The organism is Pedococcus sp. P2_A3, assembly GCF_056405035.1.
Genome location: NZ_JBFUCW010000031.1, coordinates 20,434 through 40,550, shown reverse-complemented (window position 1 = coordinate 40,550; position 20,117 = coordinate 20,434). Strand labels below are relative to the sequence as shown.

Here is a 20,117-nt window from a genome sequence, read left to right as displayed (position 1 = left end):
GGGGCTATAGACCCCGTGTTGCCGAGCAACGGCCGTTTTGCGAGTGGCGGTGGGAGGTATGCCGCGTGCCCAGGCCGCGTGCCCAAGCCGCGCGGTCAGGCGGCGAGGGCGGCCTCCCGGGCCGGCTGGGCCTCCACCTGCGGGCGGCGCATCGCAGCCCGCAGACGCCAGGCGGCGTACACGGCCAGCAGGCTGATCGCCACGTGCAGGCCGATGAACAGGCTGCCGAGACCGGCCCCGAGGATGACCCCGGCGACCAGCGGACCCACGGCCGAGAACCCGGTCTGCAGCGCGGTGAACGTGCCGAGGGTGGTGCCGACCAGCCCGGACGGGGCCAGGCTCGCGGTGAGCGGGTTGAGCACCGGCGCGTACATCGTCTCGCCGACCGCGAAGATGCCGAAGGTCGTGACGAAGAGGGCGGCCGACAGCTCCGGAGTGAGCGAGGCTGCGGCCAGGACCAGCCAGGACAGCGTCCAGATCAGGCCCACCCCCATGAGCAGGGTCGCGCCACTGCGCCGGGCCGTCAGCCGGACGACGAGCATCTGCAGGGCGATGATGACGACGCAGTTGACCGCCGCAGCGAGGCCGATGGTGGTCTCCTCCACGTGCAGGACGGTGAGGGCGTAGGCCGGCAGACCCGACTCGAACTGGGCATAGAAGCCCAGCGCCAGGGTCACCGTGATCAGGGCGGTCCAGCGCAGCGCCGGGATCGCCCAGATCGCGCGGAGGGCCTCGCGGGGGCTGGTGGACCCGACGCCCTGGGAGGTGAGGCCGGGCTCGTCGAGCGAGCCGACCGGCATACCCCAGCGGCGGGCACCGGCCGCGACGAGGAGGCCACCGGAGACGAGGAAGCCGGCGGCGGCGGCCGCGAAGGCCGGCCACATGCCGGACGCACGGTCGAGGTCGACGACGTAGCCGGCGGCGAACGCGCCGACGGCCATGCCGAGGGCCTGCCCGGTGAACTGCCAGGCGAAGACCTTGCGGCGGTCCGCCCCGCCCACCCAGCGCAGCACGAGCACGGACTGGGCCGGACCCGCCGCCGTGATGCCGAGGCCGAAGACGAACATGCCGACGAGGAAGGAGACGGGACCGTTCGCCCAGATCAGCGAGGCGGCCCCGGCCGCGGCCACGACCTTGGCGGCCACGGCGACGGTCACGGGTGAGATGCGGTCGGCGAGCCGCCCGCCGACCGGCGCGGCGAGCAGCGCGCCCACCGAGAACAGGCTCGAGGCTGCCGCCGCCACGAGGGCGCCCCAGCCGCGCGTGGTGGCGGCGTAGGCGTACTGGTAGGGCAGCACGGTGCCCCAGCCGAGCATGGCCACGGCGGAGGCGAGGATCAGGAGGCGGGCGCGCATGAGGGGATCAACAGTTCTTCGAGTCCGAATATTTCGACGTCGAAATCTTAGCATGCGAAGATGCAGCCATGCCTCCCCGCGGAAAGCGCGCCCAGAGCGCGAAGGAGCAGTACCAGGAAGCCGTCGCGACCTACGTCGCCGCTGGTGGCGACGAGTCGGTGCAGCGGGTCATCACGGCGGTGAACTCGATGAGCCGCAAGCTCGAGCAGTGGTACACCCGCCAGCTCGCCGACCTCGACCTGTCCCACGGCGAGTGGTCGGTCGTGGCCCAGCTCGCGACGGCGGACGGCGACCCCATGACCCCCAGCCGCCTCGCTGACGCCAGCAACGTGGCCGCGTCGTCGATGACGCACCGGCTCGACAAGATGACCGAACGCGGCCTCGTGCGCCGCTCCCCCGACCCCGACAACCGCACCCGCGTGCTCGTCGAGCTCACCGACCAGGGCTGGGAGCTGTTCGGTGCCGCGGTGCGCGAGGCGAACGTCGTCGAGTCCGACGTCCTCGCGGGCCTGACACGCAAGGAGCGCGACCAGCTGGCCGCGCTCCTCGAAGTGGTGATCAGCAGTCTCGACGACCTCGAGACGCCATAGCCGTCAGTCTCGCCGTGCCTACAGGTTCGGGAACCAGATCGCGATCTCGCGCGCGGCCGACTCCGGGGAGTCGGACCCGTGGACGATGTTCTCCTGCACCTTCTTGCCCCAGTCCCGCCCGAGGTCGCCGCGGATGGTGCCCGGCAGCGCGGCCGTGGGGTCGGTGGCACCGGCCAGGGCTCGGAAGCCCTCGATGCAGCGGTTGCCCTCGATGACGATCGCCGTCACGGGGCCGCTGGACATGAACTCGACCAGCGGCTCGTAGAAGGGCTTGCCCTCGTGCTCGGCGTAGTGCTCGGCCAGCTGCTCGCGGGTCGGGGTGGTCACCGCGAGCGCGGCGAGGGTGTAGCCCTTCGCCTCGATGCGGCGCAGCACCTCGCCGGAGAGGCCCCGGGCGAAGCCGTCGGGCTTGACGAGGACAAGGGAACGTTCGGTCTGAGTCGTCACGGCGGTCAGCCTACCGAGCCGTGCAGGGGCTAGCGTCACCGTGTGCGACGGGCGGAACGGACCAGCGAGACCTTCGCGTATGCCGCGTGGCTGGCCCAGCCTGCCTACCTCGTCGCCGAGCTGGGTCTGGCCGCCTTCGCCGGGGTCGACTACTCACTGCGCGACGACACGATCAGCGCCCTCGGCACGGCCTGCGACCCGGGTGACGCCGGGTGCTCCTCGGCACCGGTGCTCATGAACGTGGTGTTCGTCGTGTTCGGTCTCCTGCAGGCCGGCGGGACTCTCCCCCTCCTCCGCGCCCGCGGCCACGGCGCCCTGCGGATCGTCGTCGGCTGGCTCTGGGTGGTGGCCGGGGTCGCGTCCGTGGGCGTCGGCCTCCTGCCGGTCGACAGGCACCCGACGGCGCACGCCCTGGTGGCCCTGCCGGTGTTCGTGACGCAACCGGTTGCCCTCCTCCTCCACACCCGCTTGTTCGGCCCGGGAGCCGCGCGCCGGGCGGGGCTCAGCCTCGCGACGGTCGCCCTGGTCGGCGTGGCCTGCTTCGCGGCACTGTTGGGCCACGACGAGTGGGTCGGTCTCGCCGAGCGCGCGGCGGTCTGGCCGGCCAAGCTCTGGTTGCCGCTCGTCGCCCTCGCTACTGCGTCGCGGCGTCCGGCTGTGCGGTGACCTCCGCCGCCTGACGCGCCGCGACCTGGTCCTCCACCCGGCGGCACAGGACGAGCGAGCCCACCCACAGTGCGAGGAAGATGACGCCGACGACGACCATGGCCGGCACCACCACGGCGCTCGCGAAGGTGAGCACCTGGATGAGCCACCCCAGCGTCACGCCCCACGGGCGACGCATCAGCCCTGCGGCGAGGAAGCAGAGCACGGCGAGCCCGACCCCGGTCCAGAGCCAGGCGTGGCTGCGGTCGTCGCCCTCGGCGCTGGCGATCCCCCGCGCGACCAGGGCACCGAGGAACACGACGACTCCCTGGCTGCCCAGCACGGTGGCGAGCATCCGCCAGGTGAACTTGCCGAGCGAGCCGTAGACGACGATCCCCTTCATCGACCACCCCGGCCGTTGTCACGGAACCGCGTGACCAGCCAGAACGCGACGGCTACCACGATGACGAGCACCAACAGCTTCCCGAACATGGCCCAAGGGTATGCCGTGTGCCTTTCCGCGCCGTGCGCGCGCTGGAACGGGCGTACTGTCACACCACGGAGTCATTCAGGCTTCCTAGCGCTGGGAGCACAGCCATGGCCGACAAGTCACCCCGACAACACCTGGCCAAGAAGGCGGGCAAGTCCATCAAGGAGAAGCGCGCCGAGAAGCACGCGAAGGCCGACGCGAAGACCCACCTCGACATCGGGCAGCTCGGCAAGAAGTAGCCGACCCGGTCGGTACCTCGCCTCACCCGGCAAAGGCGGGCTTCACCACGGAACGGTTTCGGGGTGAAGCCCACCTTTAGCGGGTCACCCGACAGAGGTGCGAACGGCGGGGGTCAGACCTCCGTGGCGCCCAGCAGCATGCGCACCTCGGCGGCCGTCGTCACCGACCCGGTGGCGAGCACGCCCCCGCCGACGCCACCCTCGTCGGCGAGCCCGGCGGCGGTGTCGAGGGCGTCCGGCAGGTCCTGCACCACGGTGACGCGGTCCTCTCCGAAGATCTCGACCGCCAGCTCACCGAGCTCGTCGGGTCGCATCGCGCGCGGCGAGGTGGTGCGGGAGACGACGACGTGGTCGAGCACGGGCTCGAGGATCTCGAGCATCTCGGTGGCGTCCTTGTCCTTGAGGATGGCAATCACGCCGATGATCCGGGCGAAGTTGAACGAGTCCTCCAGCGCGGCCCGCAGCGCCAGCGCGCCGGCCGGGTTGTGCGCCGCGTCGACGAGGACCGTGGGCGAGCGGCGCACGATCTCGAGCCGGCCGGGAGACGCGACGGCGGCGATGCCGGCCCGCACGATGTCTGGGTCGAGGCGCTGCTCGCCGCCCCCGAGGAAGGCCTCCACAGCCGCAATGGCGAGGACGGTGTTGTGGGCCTGGTGGGCGCCGTGCAGCGGCAGCAGGAGGTCCTCGTAGTCGCCGCCCAGGCCACGCACCGAGATCTGCTGGCCACCCACGGCAACCTCACGGGTGAGAAGACCGAAGTCGTTTCCCTCCAAGGCGATTCGTGCGCCCACAGCCTCCGCTCGCTCGGCCATGATCTCCGTGACCTCGGGCTCCTGCACCCCGATGACCGCGACCGCGTCGGCCTTGATGATCCCYGACTTCTCGTCAGCGATCGCCTCCACGGTGTCACCGAGCATGCGGGTGTGGTCCAGGCTGACCGGCGTGACCACCGCGACCTGGCCGTCGGCGACGTTGGTCGCGTCCCACGCGCCGCCCAACCCGACCTCCACGATGGCGACGTCGACGGGCGCGTCGGCGAACGCGGCATACGCGATGGCCACCAGCATCTGGAAGTAGTTCATCGGCGGTCGTCCGGCTTCGGCCGACTGGGCGTCCACGATCTCGACGAACGGCAGCACCTCGTCGTAGGCGGCGATGAACTTCTCCGGGCTGATGGGCACCCCCGAGAAGGCGATCCGCTCGCGCATCGAGTGCAGGTGGGGCGAGGTGAACCGGCCCGTCTTCAGCCCCATCTCGCGCAGCAGCGAGTCGATGATCCGCGTCGTCGACGTCTTGCCGTTGGTGCCGGTGAGGTGGATGACGGGATATGTGCGCTGCGGGTCACCGAGCAGGTCCATCACCGCGGTGATCTGGTCGAGCGACGGCTCGATGTCGGTCTCGGGCGCACGGGCGTCGATCGCCTGCTCGACCTCACGGAGCCGTTTCATGACCTCGAGGTTGTGCGCGGCCTCGCGCTGGGCGGCATCGGGAGCGGGCATGGGGCCATCCTCCCGCAGCGCCCGCCCCGGACGCGAAACGGGCGGCAGTCCCGCAGGACCACCGCCCGCTTCGCCAGCCGGTTCATCACAGGCCAGGTCAGCCCAGCTCAGCTCAGGTCAGTTCAGCTCAGAGCTTCATCACCTTGATGCGGACCGCCTCGCCGTCGCCGACGGTGGCGCTGACGACGTCGGCCCGCTCCGGCAGGGCATCGAGCTGTGGGGCCGACCCGAACTGGCTGGCCAGGGTCTCCTCGACGATGAGGCTCTGGTGCGCCACCGTCGCCTCCCACACCGCCTGGGACCCGGTGACGGTCAACGAGATCCGGTCGGACACCTCGAGCCCGCCGTCGCGCCGGGCCTGCTGGACGGCACGCACGATGTCGCGCGCCAGCCCTTCCTGGGCGAGCTCCGCCGTGACCAAGGTGTCCAGGACCACCACTCCGCCACCGTTGGGCAGGAGCGCGCGACTGTGCCGCTCGTCCTTCTCGCCGAGGAAGGCCTGCTCGAGGGTGAACTCCCCCTCGTGCAGCACCATCCCGCCGGCCTGCACGGTGCCATCCTCGTCCACCGACCAGTCGCCGGACTTCGAGGCCTGGATGACCTTCTGCACGTCGCGGCCCAGTCGCGGGCCGGCCGCGCGGGCGTGCACGGTCAGCCGCTGGTCGACCGCGAAGGCGGCCGCAGCCGGGTCGCTCTCGTCGATGAGCGTGACCTGCTTGACGTTGACCTCGTCGGCGATGATCGGGGCGTAGGGCTCCAGCGCGGCGGCGTCGGCCACGACCACGGTGAGGTCACCGAGTGGCAGGCGCGTGCGCAGGCCGTCGGCCTTGCGCAGCGAGGATGCCACCGAGCAGACGTCCCGCACCCGGTCCATCGCGGCCACGAGGGCGTCGTCCGCAGGCAGGTCGGACGCCTCGGGCCAGTCCGTGAGGTGCACGGAGCGACCGCCGGTCAGGCCACGCCAGATCTCCTCGGTCACCAGCGGGAGCAGCGGCGCGGTCACGCGGCACAGCACCTCCAGGGCGGTGTAGAGGGTGTCGAACGCCTGACCGGCAGCACGGGCCGAGCCGCCTGTCGAGGCGCCGGTGTCCCAGAACCGCTCGCGCGAACGGCGCACGTACCAGTTCGTGAGCACGTCGAGGAAGCCGCGCGTCGTCTCGCAGGCCGACGCGACCTCGTACCCGTCGAGCTGGGTGGTCATCGTCTCGACGAACTGCCTCAGCTTGGCCAGCAGGTAGCGGTCGAGCGGGTCCGTGGACGCCGTCGACCACTTGGCCTCGTACCCCCCGACGCCGTTGCCGCCAGCGCCACCGTCAGCACCACCGCCGCCAAAGGCGTTGGCGTACAACGAGAAGAAGTACCAGGTGTTCCACAGCGGGATGATCACCTGACGCACGCCGTCGCGGATGCCCTGCTCGGTGACGATGAGGTTGCCGCCGCGCAGGATCGGGCTGCCCATGAGGAACCAGCGCATGGCGTCGGCCCCGTCACGGTCGAAGACCTCGCGGACGTCGGGGTAGTTGCGCAGCGACTTCGACATCTTCTGGCCGTCGGACCCGAGCACGATGCCGTGGCAGATGACCGAGCTGAACGCAGGCCGGTCGAACAACGACGTCGAGAGGATGTGGAGCATGTAGAACCAGCCGCGGGTCTGCCCGATGTACTCGACGATGAAGTCGGCCGGGAAGTGGTGCTCGAACCACTCGGCGTTCTCGAACGGGTAGTGCACCTGGGCATAGCTCATCGAGCCGGAGTCGAACCACACGTCGAGGACGTCCTCGACGCGACGCATCGTCGACCGTCCCGACGGGTCGTCGGGGTTGGGCCGGGTGAGGTCGTCGACGAAGGGACGGTGGAGGTCGACCTCGCCGTCGGAGTTGCGGGGCAGCCGCCCGAAGTCGCGCTCGAGCTCCTCGAACGAGCCATAGACGTCGATCCGCGGGTACTGCGGGTCGTCGGAGCGCCACACCGGCACCGGGCTGCCCCAGAAGCGGTTGCGGGTGATCGACCAGTCGCGGGCGTTGTCGAGCCACTTGCCGAACTGGCCGTTCTTGATGTGGTCGGGGGTCCAGTCGATCTGCTCGTTGAGCTCGAGCATGCGGTCCTTGAACTTGGTGACCTCGACGAACCAGCTCGAGACCGCCTTGTAGATCAACGGCTGCCGGCACCGCCAGCAGTGCGGGTAGGAGTGGTCGTAGGTCTCGCGACGCACCAGGACGGTGCCGTCGGTGACCGCGCCGTGGTCGGCCTCGCCGCGCGTCGCGGCCTTGAGGTGGTCGATGATCGGCAGGTTGGCGTCGAAGACGAGCATGCCCTCGTACTCCGCCACCGGGAACGTGAAGCAGCCGTCCGGACCGACCGGCATGACCGGTTCGATGCCCTCGCGGTCGGTGACGACCTTGTCGTCCTCACCGAAGGCCCCGGCGCTGTGGACCAGGCCGGTGCCGTCGCTGGTCGTGACGAAGTCGGCCTCGACGACGCGGTGGGCGTTCTCGTGGCCCTGGTAGTAGCTGAACGGCGGGGTGTAGGAGCGACCGAGCAGGTCGCGGCCCTTCAGCCGCTCGACGACGAACGACTCGACGTCGGCCTTGGGGTCGCCGAACAGGTCACGCGCGTAGCTCGGGAGACGCTCCGCGCCGATGACGTAGCGCTCGGTGCTGCCGGTCGGCACGGACGACTCCACGACGACGTAGTCGATGTCGGGGTGGACCATCACCGCGAGGTTCGAGGGCAGCGTCCAGGGCGTGGTCGTCCAGACCAGCGCCAGCTCCCCGGTGGACAGTCGCACACCGACGGTCACGGCCGGGTCCTGGCGCATCTGGTAGACGTCGTCGTCCATGCGCAGCTCGTGGTTCGACAGCGGCGTCTGGTCGTTCCAGCAGTAGGGCAGCACGCGGAAGCCCTCGTAGATCAGGCCCTTGTCGTGCAGCGACTTGAACGCCCAGATGACCGACTCCATGTAGTCGGGGTTGAGCGTCTTGTAGTCGTGGTCGAAGTCGACCCACCGGGCCTGGCGGGTGACGTACTCCCGCCACTCCCCCGTGTACTTCAGCACCGACTGGCGGCACTTCGCGTTGAACTCCTCGATGCCGATCTCGAGGATCTCGTCCTTGGTCTTGATGCCCAGCTGCGCCATCGCCTCGAGCTCTGCAGGGAGACCATGGGTGTCCCAGCCGAACCGGCGCTCGACCCGGCGACCACGCATCGTCTGGTAGCGCGGGATGAGGTCCTTGACGTAGCCGGTCAGCAGGTGGCCGTAGTGGGGCAGGCCGTTGGCGAACGGCGGGCCGTCGTAGAAGACGAACTCGTTGTCACCGTTCGTGCCGGCCGAGCGGTTCTCCACCGACGCGACGAAGGTGCCGTCCTCGTCCCAGTACCTGAGGATGCGCTCCTCGATCTCGGGGAAGCGGGGCGAGGCGGGCACGCCAGCGGGCTCGGTGTCGCGGGAGACCTTGGGGTAGGTCATGGTGTCGGCGGTCCTCACATCAACTCGTGTCTTCACACGAGGACGACGTCGCCGGGGTTTCCCGACGGCACCGCGGTGCCACCTCGCTTGCCGCGCCCCGCGTGCTCACGCACGCGGCATACGACCGCTCTTGCCCAAGGTTGTGACGGACCCACCCGTCCGGTTCTAGTGAGCCGGGTGCCCCGCGTATGCCGCGCGGCGCCCTGCCGTTCTTCCGGAGGCTCCCCGGTGATGGCCGGTTCGACGCCTGTGCAGCACAGTCTAGCCAGTCGTGACGAACGGCACGTGCGCACGGCGGGACGACCCCTGATCGCGGTGTACCCTGAGCGACGTCGTCCTAGGGCGACACCACGACGCGACACCAGGGGAAGCCGGTCAGATGCCGGCGCTGACCCGCAACCGTAGGCCGCCTGAAACGCGGCAAGCCGGAACACCTGGATCGCGAAGCGGCTCCATTTCCGTCGAGGTACGCGGGGCGGAGCCCGGACACCTGGTCCGAGGCCGCCCCCCGATGTCGCTTCCAGCGACGCCGGGGGTCTTTCACGTTCTGGTGCCGGTGCACCCGTCGCGACACCGTTCGCAGTGAAGAGGCACCATGCACCGCACCCTTCGCAGGGCCCGTCCGGCGACTGCGCTCGCCCTGGCCCTGGCAGCCACCCTGGTCGTCCCCGGCGCGGCGTTCGCCGGCACGACCGAACCCACCCCCGTCACGACCACCAGCCCCACCGGGACGGGCACGAGCACCACCACCTCCAGCACCAGCACGTCGAGCCCGACGTCGACCGGCACGACGTCCACCGATCCGTCCACGACGTCGACGTCCACCACGTCCACCACGTCCACCTCCACCACGACCACGCCGACCGCGGGCCCGACCACCGGCCTGCCGTCGGCCGAGTCGTCCACCACGAGCAGCGCGTCCGCCCCGTCAGCCGCCGCCAGGGTGATGGCCAAGGCCGCGGCTGCCGCCGCCGCTCTCGCCGCCGTCCCGGAGTCCGGCAGCGCCGCCGCCTTCATCGCCAGCACGCTGGCCGCCGATGGCGACCACTACGTCTACCCGGGCTCGACCTTCTTCGACGGCGGCAACACCATCGACGCGATCCTCGCGCTCGACGCCGTCGGCACCCAGGCCGCCCAGGCCGACGCCAGCTACGGGTACCTCGACACGAACATCGGGAGCTACCTCGGCACCGACTTCGCCTCCCAGTACGCCGGGCCCACCGCGAAGGCCCTGCTGGCCGCGGTGGCCCACGGGGCCAACCCGCACGACGTGGGTGGCCTCGACCTCATCGCGGGCCTCCGTGACGCCGAGGGCGCCGTGGAGCCGGGACGCTTCTCCGACCTGCCGGTCGACTGCGGCTTCCCCCCGTGCGACTACTCCAACACGATCGGCCAGTCGCTGGCCCTGATCGCCCTGGCGCGCGCCGGTGAACCGCTCTCCACCGACTCGGTGGCCTTCCTGCTCGCCCAGCAGTGCGCGGACGGCGGGTTCCGCGGCGCGCTCGAGGGCGCGGGCTGCACCAGCGACCCCGACGCCACGGCCTTCGCCGCGCAGGCGCTGGTCGCCTCCGGTCTCGCGCTGCTCTGCGGCACCGGGGCGAACACCTTGCCCGCCCGGGCCAGCGCCGCGCTCGGCCGGGCGCTGGATCGCCTCGAGGCCCTGCAGGCGCCCTCCGGCGCCTTCAGCAGCTCCGACGGCACGACCAACGCCAACACCACCGCCGTGGCCGCCCAGGCCTTCTACGCCGGCGGGCGCACCGTACCGGCCGATTCCGCCAGCGCGTTCCTGGTGACCCTGCAGGTCGGCCCGACCGCGCCAGCGGCGTCGAGTGGTGGCATCGCGTTCACCACCGCCGACCGCACGACGCTCGAGACCACGCCGACCACGCCCACCGAGCAGACCGCATTCGACGCGGCCGTGAACCGCGAGCTGCGGGCCACCCCCCAGTCGACCCTGGCCCTGGCCGGCGGGTCGCTGGTCGAGGTCGCCGCCCCTGGCGTGCAGGACGCTCCCGCGGCCACGGCCTGCCCCGCGCCGCCGGTGACCACGACGACCACCACGACGACCACGAGCCGTCCGGCGACGTCGACCACGACGGCCGCTCCTGCGGCCGGCTCGGGTGACCCCGCCGGCGCCGCCTCAGCCGTGCCCGGAGCACTCGCCCGCACCGGGGCCGACGTGGCCGCGACGTCGCTGCTCGGCACCCTGCTCCTGCTCGCCGGAGTCGGCGCGATGGTGCTGGCCCGGCGCAAGGGCGTGCACGCCTGATGCGGCGACTCGCGCGCCTCGTCGCCGCCGCTGGCCTCGTCCTGGCCGGTGGCCTCGCCCTCCCGGGCGGGGCCGCCCAGGCCGCGGCGTGCTCGGGAAGCACCGGCGTCACGGTGGTCATCGACTACGGGTCGAGCAGCACGACCCTCTGCTCGCCGGGCGACCCCTCCACCGCCGGCGGCGCCCTCCAAGCCGTCGCGGGAGTGAACTACGTCCCGATGTACGGCGACGGCGTCGTCTGCAAGATCAACGGCGTCCCGTCCAACCAGACCTGCCAGCGCATGCCGCCAGCGAGTGCCTACTGGGCCTTCTTCCACGCCTCTCGCGGCGGGTCATGGACCTACAGCAGCGCTGGCGTGGCGGACTACAACCCAGCGCCGGGCAGTGTCATCGGGTTCGCCTTCGGCTCCGGTGGGGCACCCAGCAGCCCGCCTCCAGGCGCCTCCGCGCCGGCTCCCACGCCCACGCCGAGCCCGTCGTCCTCGTCGAGCCGGCCGCCGGCGCCCAAGCCGACGCCCAAGCCCGTCGGGACCACCCCTGCGCGCCCCCCCAGCTCGAGCACCTCGGCGGGGTCGACATCCGTCGCCGGAACCAGCTCGGCTGCGGGTTCGTCGGTGACCAGGCCCGCCGCAGCGCCGTCGACCACGGCGCTGGGCAGCACGACCGCCCCGTCGCCGACGGACGGTGCCACCAGCGGGACGACGCCGGCGGGCGACGCCACGAGTGCCGGTGGCAGCGCCGCCGCTGCCCAGCCGGAGTCCACCGACTCCGGCTCGCCCACCACGCTGCTGGCCGGGCTGGGCCTGGTCGGGCTGGTCGGCGCCGGGGCGGCATACCTCGCGATCCGCCGCCGAGCCACCGGCTGAGGGAGGCCCGTGCGCACCGCAGGACCACCGCTGTCCCGTCACCTCCACCCGGTCGCCTGGTGGGTGTGGGCGATCGGGCTGGCGGTGGCCTGCTCGCGCATGACCAACCCCCTCCTGCTTCTGCTCGCCGTGACCGTCGCCAGCCTCGTGGTCGCAGCCCGACGCGGCAGCTCGCCGTGGGCGCGGGCGTTCCGGCTCTACCTCGGGCTCGGGGCGTTCATCATCGTGGTGCGGTTGCTCCTGCACGTGGTGGTGGGCTACAAGTTCGGCAGCACGAGGCTCTACTCGCTGCCGAGCGTGGCGCTGCCGGGCATCACGCTGCTCGGTCCCCTCTACCTCGAAGGCCTGCTCGCGGCCGCGGTCGAAGGACTGCGCTTGGCCAGCCTCATCGCCTGCATCGGTGCAGCCAACGCCCTGGCCAACCCCAAGCGCCTCCTGCGGGCCCTCCCGAGTGCGCTGCACGAGATCGGCACGGCGGTGGTCATCTCGGTCACCGTCGCGCCGCAGCTGGCGGAGAGCGTCCAGCGGGTGCGGCGGGCCCGGGTGCTGCGCGGCGAGGGTGGCGCCGGGATCCGGTCGGTGGGCCGGGTGGCCCTGCCGGTGCTGCACGACACCCTCGACCGGTCGCTCGCACTGGCCTCCGCGATGGACTCCCGCGGCTACGGTCGCCGCACCGAGCAGTCAGCGCCCACCCGCCGGCTCACCGCCGCGCTGACCCTGACCGGGCTGCTGGGAGCCGGGATCGGGATGTACGGGCTCCTCGACAGCACCGCTCCCGCCGTCGTCGGCCTCCCCATGCTCGTCCTCGGCCTGGGCCTGTCGGCGATCGGCATGCGGGTCGGTGGGCGCAGCGTGCAGCGCAGCGTCTACCGGCCCGACCCGTGGGCCCTGCCCGAGTGGCTGGTCGCCGCCTCCGGCGTGGTGGCCGCCGTGCTGGTGGTGGTGCAGACGACTCGCGCACCGGGCACGCTCGTCCTTCCCGTCGAGCCGTTGGCCGCGCCGGCGCTGCCGATGCTCGCCGTCGTCGGCATCCTGGCCGCGGCCCTGCCGGCCTGGGTCGCCCCCGCCCCACCGGCCACTCGTGGCGGTGGTGACCGATGACCGCCACCGCCTCCGTGCTGCCCGACCCCCACGCCCCCGTCGTCTTCGCCGACGTCTCCATCCGGTATGCCGGCAGCCCCCGGCCGGCGATCCGCTCGGCGTCGTTCGCCGTCGAGGAGGGCGAGCTCGTCGTCGTCACGGGTCGGACCGGCTCGGGCAAGTCGACGCTGCTCGGCGCGGTCAACGGCACCGTCCCCCACTTCACCGGCGGCCACCTCTCGGGTCGGGTCTCGGTCTTCGGCCACGACACACGCACGCACCGGCCACGGGACCTCGCCGCTGTGGTCGGGGTGGTGCGGCAGGACCCGCTGGCCGGGTTCGTCACGGACACCGTGGAGGAGGAGCTGGCCTACACCCTCGAACAGCTGGCACTCGACCCCCCAGCCATGCGGCGCCGGGTCGAGGAGGTGCTCGACCTCCTCGGGATCGCCGACCTGCGCGACGCACCGCTGCGTGACCTGTCCGGCGGCGAGCAGCAGCGGGTCGCGATCGGTTCGGTGCTCACCGCCAGCCCTCGGCTCCTCGTGCTGGACGAACCCACCTCCGCCCTCGACCCGACCGGCGCCGAGGAGGTCCTCGCGACCCTCACCCGGCTGGTCCACGACCTGGGCCTGACCGTCCTGCTGTCCGAGCACCGGCTGGAGCGGATCATCGGCGCGGCCGACCGGGTGGTCGAGGTGCACGACGACGGCACCGTCACCCACGGCGCTCCCCGCGATGTCATGGCCACCGCCGCCCTCGCACCACCGGTGGTCCACCTCGGTCGCTGGGCGGGCTGGGACCCCCTGCCCCTGACGGTGCGGGACGCCCGTCGGGCAGCCACCGCCCTGCGAGCCGAGCTCGCCGACAGCACCCTCGCCGCACCCGGGCTCCCGACCACGCGCGGCTCCGCTCGGGGCAGCGGTCGCCTCGTGGCCACCGAGGTCTCGGTCACCCACGGCTCCGTGGCGGCGGTGCGCTCGGTGGACCTGACCCTGCGCGACGGTGAGGTCGCCGTCCTCATGGGCCGCAACGGGTCGGGGAAGTCCTCACTGCTCTGGGCCCTGCACGGCAGCGGCACACGAAGTGGCGGCACGGTCACCGTCGTGACGGCCACCGGGGACCGCGTCGACCCCGCGGCCGAGGCACCTCGCACCCGGCGGGGCCACGTCGGCCTGGTCCCCCAGAGCGCGCCGGACCTGCTGTACCTCGACTCGGTCCACGCCGAGTGCCACCAGGCCGACCACGAGTCCGGCGCGACCCCCGGCACGACCGTCGCCACCCTCGCGAGGCTCGCACCCGGCATACCGGAGGAGCACCATCCCCGCGACCTGTCGGAGGGGCAACAGCTCGCGCTCGTGCTCGCCATCCAGCTCTCGGCGTCGCCGGGCGTGCTGCTGCTCGACGAACCCACGCGGGGACTGGACTACCCCGGCAAGGCCGCGCTCGCCGCAGTGTTGCGCGGCCTCGCCGCCAGCGGGACCGCGCTCGCGGTGGCGACCCACGACGTCGAGTTCGCCGCCACGGTGGCCGACCGGGTCGTGGTGCTGGCGGAGGGCACGGTGGTCGCGGACGGCGCGGCGGTCGACATCCTCTGCGACTCCCCGGCCTTCGCGCCCCAGGTGGCCAAGGTCCTCGCCCCGGCACGGCTGATGCGCCTCGACCAGGTGCGTGCTTCGACAGGGGTGGCCGGCTGATGGCACCCCAGACCCGCGCCATCGCGCTGCGCCCGCGCTCCACGGCTGCCCTCGTCCTGGTGTCCGGGGCCGGGCTGCTCGCCTTCCTCTGGCCGTTGTTCGCCACGGCCGGCTCGCGGCTCGGCCACAACGCCGACGCGCCCCTGGTCTTCGCGCTGCTGCTGCCGCTGCTGATGGCCGTGGTGCTGTTCGAGATCAGCGAGGGCGGCCTCGACGTCAAGGCCGTGGCGATGCTCGGCGTCCTCTCGGCCGTCGGCGCGGCGCTGCGCCCGCTCGGGGCCGGGACGGCGGGGCTCGAGACGGTCTTCTTCCTGCTCGTGCTGGGCGGGCGGGTCTTCGGACCCGCGTTCGGGTTCGTGCTCGGCTCGACCACCTTGTTCGCCTCGGCGCTGGTCACCGGCGGGGTCGGCCCGTGGCTGCCCTACCAGATGCTCGGTGCTGCCTGGGTCGGCCTCGGCGCGGGGCTGCTGCCGAGGGTGCCCCCACGCTGGGAGCTGGTGCTCCTCGCCGGCTACGGCGCGCTGGCCGGCGTTCTCTACGGCGTCGCGCTCAACTTCTCCTTCTGGCCGTTCGCCAGCGGGCTCGAGAGCGACCTGTCGTTCGTGGCCGGCGCGGCGCCGTGGGAGAATCTGCGCCGGTTCGGGCTCTTCTCGCTGGCCACATCGGTCTGGTGGGACCTCGGGCGCGCGGTCACCAACGTCGTCCTCATCGCGGTGACCGGTCGCGCCGTCCTGGGCACGCTGCGCCGGGCCTCGCGGCGGGCAGCGTTCGACGCGGAGGTGGAGTTCGGCGACGAGCCGGCGGCGCGGCATACGCTGCCCGGATGAGCGCGTCCCCCTCGCTGCGCATCCAGACCGTGACCGACCCCGACGTCAAGGCGACCTATGCCGTCGACGAGTCGGTCGGGGCGGTCGCCCCGAGCAGCTTCGAGGTCGTGCGGGCGCGGGACCTCGACGACGTCGTCGAGGTGCTGCGGTGGGCCCACGCGACCCGCACGCCCGTCGTGCCCCAGGGCGCGCGCAGCAGCCTCACCGGGAGCTCGGTGGCGATCGAGGGAGGAGTGGTCCTCAACACCGAGGGGCTCGACAGGATCTCCGCGATCGACCCGCTCGAGCGGTTGGCCGTGGTCGGGCCGGGCGTGGTCACCAAGGCCCTCAAGGACGCCGCGGCTGCCGAGGGGCTCTTCTACCCACCCGACCCCGCCAGCTCCGCGTTCTGCACCGTCGGCGGCAACGTCGCCACCAACGCGGGAGGGCTCTGCTGCGTGAAGTACGGCGTCACCGCCGACTACGTGCGCGCCCTCCAGGTCGTGCTGCCCGGTGGCGAGGTGGTGCGCACGGGTCACCGCACCGCCAAGGGGGTGGCCGGCCTCGACCTCACCGGCCTGTTCGTCGGGTCGGAGGGGACGCTGGGGGTGGTCACCGAGGTCGTCGCCCGGCTGGTGCCCGCCCCCGACCCCGCCCTCACGGTGCTGGCCACCTTCGACTCGCTCGACGCCGCCTCGGTCGCCATCGTCGCGTTGCGTCGCGAGCGCCACGTGCCGTCGCTCGTGGAGCTGCTCGACCGCGCCGCGGTCGCGGCGGTCCAGGCCCTGGCCGACTACGGCTTCCCGCAGGACTGCGAGGCGGTCCTGCTCGTCCAGTCCGACCGGCCGGACCACACCGCCGAGGACGTTCAGCGGTATGCCGCGGTGCTGGCTGCCGCAGGCGCCGTGGACGTGGCCGTGGCCGACGACCCGGCCGAGGCCGACCTCCTCCTCGCGGGCCGACGGGCACTCAGCCCCGCCCTGGAGGCCAAGGGACCCCGCTACCTCGAGGACGTCTGCGTGCCGGTCGGCCGCCTCACCGACCTGATCCGCACCGGACAGCGCGTCGCCGCCCGGCTGGGTCTGGAGATCGTGATGGCCGGCCACGCGGGTGACGGCAACCTGCACCCGAGCATCTTCTTCGACCCGGCCGACCCGGTGAGCCGGCAGCGGGCTCACCAGGCCTTCGGCGAGGTGGTCACGGCGGCGCTCGAGATGGGCGGCACGATCACCGGGGAGCACGGCGTGGGCACCCTCAAGGCGCCATGGCTCGCCCAGGAGCTCGGAGAGCGCGAGCTCGACCGACAACGGGCCGTCAAGGCGCTGTTCGACCCACGAGGCATCCTCAACCCCGGCCGCGTCTACTGGTCCTGAAGGAGTCACACCGTGATCGGGTCCAGGGAGTCCTGTCGGCTGCACCCCGAAACCGTTTCGGGGTCCAGCCGACCCTTCCCGGTAGCCCCGATCAAGCTGAGGCCCGGGAGTGACTGGTAGAAACGACGGCATGAGCCACCTCGAACTCGACCGCAGTGAGTCCTGGTTGACCCGCGAGGAGCTCGACGCGGCCCGCGAGCGGCTCCCCATCCTCTACGTGGACGCCGTGCCGGTGCGGGTGGACGAGCGCGGGGCCGTGACCGCGGTGGGCCTGCTGCTACGGGCCTCCGACGGGGCGATCAACCGCGAGCTGGTGTCGGGCCGCGTGCTCTACCACGAGCGCGTGCGCGACGCCCTGATCCGGCACATCGAGAAGGACCTCGGCCCGATGGCCCTGCCACAGATCCCCGCAAGCCCCCAGCCGTTCACCGTGGCCGAGTACTTCCCCACCCCGGGCGTGACTCCCTTCCACGACCCGCGTCAGCACGCCGTCTCGCTGGCCTTCGTGGTGCCGGTCGCCGGTGACTGCCAACCCCAGCAGGACGCCCTCGACCTCGCCTGGCTCACCCCCGACGAGGCCGTGGCACCGTCGCTCCTGGAGGACATGGACGGCGGCCACGGAGTGCTGCTCCGCCAGGCGATGGCCCACCTCGGACACCCTCTCTGAGCGCCTCGGCGCCGGAGTCGCACCCGACAGATGAGTGCGATGATCCCGCTTCGCGCCACCCGAACGCGGCAACTTCGACCGAACGGATGAGGCGCACCTCCACGCAAGAGGACGAAACTGGGTACGTGCCGGGGGAAATCGCCACATACCTCTTCGGCGCCCAAGGGGGCGTCGCGGACGATTTCGCACGCCTGTACGAGGCCACCAACCCTGTGCTGCTGCGCTACCTGCGGGTGACGGCCGACGGCGACCACGCGGAGCTGGCGCGCACCACCTGGACGGCGGTGCTGCCCCAGCTCCAGGTCTGCCCCCCGGACGAGGACGCCTGGCTCGAGCTGGTCATCGGTGCTGCCCGCACGGCCGTCCTGTCCGGCGCCGGCGGCGCCGCACTGGCCCCCGCCAGCGCGGCCCCTGGGGCCGCTGGAATGGCCGCCGACCCACTCGACCAGGCGGTCGCCGCGCTGCGCGCCTGCCCTTTCGCCGAGGCCGAGGTCCTGGCCATGGGCGTGGTCGGCAACCTCGGACGCGAAGCCGTGTCCCGGCTGACCGGTCTGGAGCCGAGCGCGGTCCTGGCCCTCGTGCTCCGCGGCCAGCACCACCTCACCCCATCGCTCGAGGACCTGATGGACGCCCTGCGGGTGCCGGGCACGCCCTCTGAGCTCGCCGACCTGCCGTTCGCCGCCGCGCTGTTCGCCTCGACGGCGCCCCTGCCGTTCGTCTCCGCCGCCGGGCTCTCCCCCGCGGCGACCCCCGCCGTGCTGTCCCCGGCGGCCAGTCCGGCACCGAACCCTCCGGCGAGCCCGTCCACCGCTGCGCTGCCGGCCGCGTCGGTCGTCGACATCCACAGCCTGCAGTCGTCCGCCCCGGCCAACGCTGCCCGCACGACCCTCGGCACCCCCAGTCGCTCCGTGCGGGTGGGCGCGGGTGCCGCCGCGTGGCTGCTGGCGCTCGGCGGGGTCGGCACGGCCGCGGCGATGAGCGGCCTGCTCAGCGTGGCCCTCCACGGGATCCTGGGCGGTCGGGACACCCCTCCCCTCGTCACGGCCGAGGGACCACCCAGCCCGGGGACGCCCGCGCCCACACCGTCGACCGGACGCACGCCCGGGCCCACCCCCACCACGCCCCCGACGCCGACGCCGACCAACCCGGCCACGCCGCCTGACTCGGGCACCGACCAAGGCGGCAGCGGCGAGCCGGTGAGCCAGCCCGCCCGACAGCCCCAGGTGCAGATCGTGCTGGTGTCCTTCGACACGACCGACCCGTCGACGCCCTCGACCCCGACCACGCCCGTCGACACCCCGACCCCGACTCCCACCCCGACCCCGACCCCCACGCCCACCCCCACCGACCCGACTCCCACCCCCACCCCGTCTCGGCCCGGGCACCCGACGGTCCCCGCCGGCGAGGGCGAGGGCACGGGCAACGGCAACGGCACCGGCGGCGTCGGCAGCGGGAGCGGCCGGCCCCCGGGCACTGGACCGGGCAACGGCAACGGACCGGGCAACAGCAACGGCAACGGCAACGGACGGGGTCACGCGACCGGTCACCAGGTGAAGAACCCGGTCAAGCACTTCCGCAACCCCCACCGCCCGCACGCCACCGTGCAGACCGCGGCGCAGACCACAGCCCACGTCAAGGCCGCAGCCCACGCCAAGGCACAGGCCAAGGCCCACGCCAAGGCACAGGCCAAGGCCCACGCCAAGGCACAGGCCAGGGCCCACGCCAAGGCCGCTGCCGCCTACCACGGCAAGCACCGCGCCTGACACAGCGACGGCCCCAGCTCACCCCTGGCCCCAGCTCACCCCTGGCCCCAGCTCACCCCTGAGTGGGTAGCCGCGACCACCCGTCGCGACCCGAGATCGCTGCGGTCAGCCCGCGCGGCGACGACGACGGTCGGCGAGGTCCATGGCCTCGGCCTCCTCCACCGTGGGGGCCGTGCCGCCGAGCCGGACCGGGAGCAGGTGCCGCTCCGCGGCCGGCCAGCTCGGGTAACGCTCCTGGTCGGCGTGCAGCTGCGCCTCCATGGCGGCCCGCACCCTGCGGGTGGCCTCGACCGCGTTCTCCTGCGGGTCCACGACGATGGGGGCGCCGACGGTGATGAGCAGCGGGATGCCGTGCCGCCCCATCTTCCGCGGCTGTCCCTTGGTCCAGATCCGCTGCGACCCCCAGATCGTGGTCGGCAGGATCGGCACCCCCGCCTCCTGGGCGAGCCGCACGGTGCCGGACTTGAACCCCTTGAGCTCGAACGACCGCGAGATCGTGGCCTCCGGGAACACCCCCACGATCTCCCCCGAGCGCAGCGCCTTCTTGGCGGAGTCGAACGACCCCTGCCCGGCCTCCCGGTCGACCGGGATGTGGTGCATGCCCCTCATCAGCGGGCCGGCCACCGGGTTGGACCAGATCGACTTCTTCGCCATGAACCGCACGTAGCGCCCGACCTGCACGCCCACGAGCCCGGCGTAGGTGAAGTCGAAGTAGCCGGTGTGGTTGATCGCCATCACCGCCCCGCCGTAGCGCGGCACGTGCTCGGTGCCGGTGAGCGTGATCTTGAGGCCCTGGGCGGCGAACAACGCGCGGGCGAACCCGATGACGGGGGTGTAGACGGGTTCCATGTCCCAACCCTAGGGG

General features: G+C 72.5%; 17 protein-coding genes and 1 riboswitch. Of the genes, 11 read left to right on the top strand and 6 right to left on the bottom strand.

Annotated elements, in window-relative coordinates:
• Positions 1-95: 95 nt before the first annotated feature.
• On the bottom strand, positions 96-1,355 hold the full coding sequence (locus AC1DX8_RS19370; RefSeq protein WP_477631583.1) for an MFS transporter: 1,260 nt from the start codon (positions 1,353-1,355) through the stop codon (positions 96-98).
• A gap of 68 nt (positions 1,356-1,423) precedes the next feature.
• Here AC1DX8_RS19370 and AC1DX8_RS19365 point away from each other — a divergent pair, with 68 nt between their 5' ends.
• Entirely contained in the window at positions 1,424-1,945 is a 522-nt protein-coding gene (locus AC1DX8_RS19365) for a MarR family winged helix-turn-helix transcriptional regulator (RefSeq protein WP_477631582.1), read from the top strand.
• Positions 1,946-1,963: 18 nt separating this feature from the next.
• Here the strand turns inward: AC1DX8_RS19365 and ndk are convergent, their stop codons facing one another.
• The gene (gene ndk / locus AC1DX8_RS19360) at positions 1,964-2,392 is read right to left on the bottom strand and encodes a nucleoside-diphosphate kinase (RefSeq protein ID WP_477631581.1); all 429 of its coding nucleotides are present in this window, start codon (positions 2,390-2,392) and stop codon (positions 1,964-1,966) included.
• Between the two features lie 42 nt (positions 2,393-2,434).
• Here ndk and AC1DX8_RS19355 point away from each other — a divergent pair, with 42 nt between their 5' ends.
• The gene (locus tag AC1DX8_RS19355; protein WP_477631580.1) at positions 2,435-3,058 is read left to right on the top strand and encodes a DUF998 domain-containing protein; all 624 of its coding nucleotides are present in this window, start codon (positions 2,435-2,437) and stop codon (positions 3,056-3,058) included.
• On the opposite strand, the gene AC1DX8_RS19350 is transcribed toward AC1DX8_RS19355, so the two are convergent.
• Complete coding sequence (locus AC1DX8_RS19350; protein WP_477631579.1) at positions 3,027-3,440, bottom strand: DUF4233 domain-containing protein; 414 nt, start codon at positions 3,438-3,440, stop codon at positions 3,027-3,029. The genes AC1DX8_RS19355 and AC1DX8_RS19350 overlap by 32 nt on opposite strands.
• Before the next feature lie 194 nt (positions 3,441-3,634).
• Here AC1DX8_RS19350 and AC1DX8_RS19345 point away from each other — a divergent pair, with 194 nt between their 5' ends.
• The gene (locus AC1DX8_RS19345; protein WP_477631578.1) at positions 3,635-3,766 is read left to right on the top strand and encodes a hypothetical protein; all 132 of its coding nucleotides are present in this window, start codon (positions 3,635-3,637) and stop codon (positions 3,764-3,766) included.
• Between the two features lie 113 nt (positions 3,767-3,879).
• On the opposite strand, the gene AC1DX8_RS19340 is transcribed toward AC1DX8_RS19345, so the two are convergent.
• Together AC1DX8_RS19340 and ileS are read right to left on the bottom strand one after the other, a co-directional pair.
• Positions 3,880-5,265, bottom strand: a complete 1,386-nt coding sequence (locus AC1DX8_RS19340) for a bifunctional folylpolyglutamate synthase/dihydrofolate synthase (RefSeq protein WP_477631577.1) — start codon at positions 5,263-5,265, stop codon at positions 3,880-3,882.
• Positions 5,266-5,392: 127 nt separating this feature from the next.
• Positions 5,393-8,731 carry an isoleucine--tRNA ligase gene (ileS, locus tag AC1DX8_RS19335; RefSeq protein WP_477631576.1) on the bottom strand — a complete coding sequence of 1,113 codons (3,339 nt, stop codon included), beginning with the start codon at positions 8,729-8,731 and terminating at the stop codon, positions 5,393-5,395.
• Positions 8,732-9,096: 365 nt separating this feature from the next.
• A riboswitch (cobalamin riboswitch) is annotated at positions 9,097-9,222 on the top strand.
• 104 nt (positions 9,223-9,326) lie between these two features.
• Between ileS and AC1DX8_RS19330 the strand changes: the two genes are divergently transcribed.
• From AC1DX8_RS19330 to AC1DX8_RS19295, 8 genes are all read left to right on the top strand, one after another.
• Positions 9,327-11,000 carry a prenyltransferase/squalene oxidase repeat-containing protein gene (locus AC1DX8_RS19330; RefSeq protein ID WP_477631575.1) on the top strand — a complete coding sequence of 558 codons (1,674 nt, stop codon included), beginning with the start codon at positions 9,327-9,329 and terminating at the stop codon, positions 10,998-11,000.
• The gene (locus AC1DX8_RS19325) at positions 11,000-11,866 is read left to right on the top strand and encodes a hypothetical protein (RefSeq protein WP_477631574.1); all 867 of its coding nucleotides are present in this window, start codon (positions 11,000-11,002) and stop codon (positions 11,864-11,866) included. The genes AC1DX8_RS19330 and AC1DX8_RS19325 overlap by 1 nt, the downstream gene beginning before the upstream one ends.
• 9 nt (positions 11,867-11,875) lie before the next feature.
• Complete coding sequence (locus tag AC1DX8_RS19320) at positions 11,876-12,967, top strand: energy-coupling factor transporter transmembrane component T (RefSeq protein WP_477631573.1); 1,092 nt, start codon at positions 11,876-11,878, stop codon at positions 12,965-12,967.
• A complete protein-coding gene (locus AC1DX8_RS19315; protein WP_477631572.1) occupies positions 12,964-14,643 on the top strand; it encodes an ABC transporter ATP-binding protein in 1,680 nt (559 codons plus the stop codon). Before AC1DX8_RS19320 ends, AC1DX8_RS19315 begins: the two co-directional genes overlap by 4 nt.
• Positions 14,643-15,470 carry an ECF transporter S component gene (locus AC1DX8_RS19310; RefSeq protein ID WP_477631571.1) on the top strand — a complete coding sequence of 276 codons (828 nt, stop codon included), beginning with the start codon at positions 14,643-14,645 and terminating at the stop codon, positions 15,468-15,470. The genes AC1DX8_RS19315 and AC1DX8_RS19310 overlap by 1 nt, the downstream gene beginning before the upstream one ends.
• Complete coding sequence (locus AC1DX8_RS19305; RefSeq protein WP_477631570.1) at positions 15,467-16,822, top strand: FAD-binding oxidoreductase; 1,356 nt, start codon at positions 15,467-15,469, stop codon at positions 16,820-16,822. Before AC1DX8_RS19310 ends, AC1DX8_RS19305 begins: the two co-directional genes overlap by 4 nt.
• 130 nt (positions 16,823-16,952) lie before the next feature.
• A complete protein-coding gene (locus AC1DX8_RS19300; RefSeq protein WP_477631569.1) occupies positions 16,953-17,489 on the top strand; it encodes an NUDIX hydrolase family protein in 537 nt (178 codons plus the stop codon).
• Positions 17,490-17,614: 125 nt separating this feature from the next.
• A complete protein-coding gene (locus AC1DX8_RS19295) occupies positions 17,615-19,252 on the top strand; it encodes an RNA polymerase sigma factor (protein WP_477631568.1) in 1,638 nt (545 codons plus the stop codon).
• Positions 19,253-19,357: 105 nt separating this feature from the next.
• On the opposite strand, the gene AC1DX8_RS19290 is transcribed toward AC1DX8_RS19295, so the two are convergent.
• Positions 19,358-20,101, bottom strand: a complete 744-nt coding sequence (locus AC1DX8_RS19290; protein WP_477631567.1) for a lysophospholipid acyltransferase family protein — start codon at positions 20,099-20,101, stop codon at positions 19,358-19,360.
• Positions 20,102-20,117: the final 16 nt, after the last annotated feature.

Bases quoted from the DNA above. Each gene is read 5' to 3' on its own strand.
- AC1DX8_RS19370 (WP_477631583.1), bottom strand. From the start codon at position 1,355: ATGCGCGCCCGCCTCCTGATCCTCGCCTCCGCCGTGGCCATGCTCGGC.
- AC1DX8_RS19365 (WP_477631582.1), top strand. From the start codon at position 1,424: ATGCCTCCCCGCGGAAAGCGCGCCCAGAGCGCGAAGGAGCAGTACCAG.
- AC1DX8_RS19350 (WP_477631579.1), bottom strand. From the start codon at position 3,440: ATGAAGGGGATCGTCGTCTACGGCTCGCTCGGCAAGTTCACCTGGCGG.
- AC1DX8_RS19345 (WP_477631578.1), top strand. From the start codon at position 3,635: ATGGCCGACAAGTCACCCCGACAACACCTGGCCAAGAAGGCGGGCAAG.
- ileS (WP_477631576.1), bottom strand. From the start codon at position 8,731: ATGACCTACCCCAAGGTCTCCCGCGACACCGAGCCCGCTGGCGTGCCC.
- AC1DX8_RS19330 (WP_477631575.1), top strand. From the start codon at position 9,327: ATGCACCGCACCCTTCGCAGGGCCCGTCCGGCGACTGCGCTCGCCCTG.
- AC1DX8_RS19325 (WP_477631574.1), top strand. From the start codon at position 11,000: ATGCGGCGACTCGCGCGCCTCGTCGCCGCCGCTGGCCTCGTCCTGGCC.
- AC1DX8_RS19315 (WP_477631572.1), top strand. From the start codon at position 12,964: ATGACCGCCACCGCCTCCGTGCTGCCCGACCCCCACGCCCCCGTCGTC.
- AC1DX8_RS19310 (WP_477631571.1), top strand. From the start codon at position 14,643: ATGGCACCCCAGACCCGCGCCATCGCGCTGCGCCCGCGCTCCACGGCT.
- AC1DX8_RS19305 (WP_477631570.1), top strand. From the start codon at position 15,467: ATGAGCGCGTCCCCCTCGCTGCGCATCCAGACCGTGACCGACCCCGAC.
- AC1DX8_RS19300 (WP_477631569.1), top strand. From the start codon at position 16,953: ATGAGCCACCTCGAACTCGACCGCAGTGAGTCCTGGTTGACCCGCGAG.
- AC1DX8_RS19290 (WP_477631567.1), bottom strand. From the start codon at position 20,101: ATGGAACCCGTCTACACCCCCGTCATCGGGTTCGCCCGCGCGTTGTTC.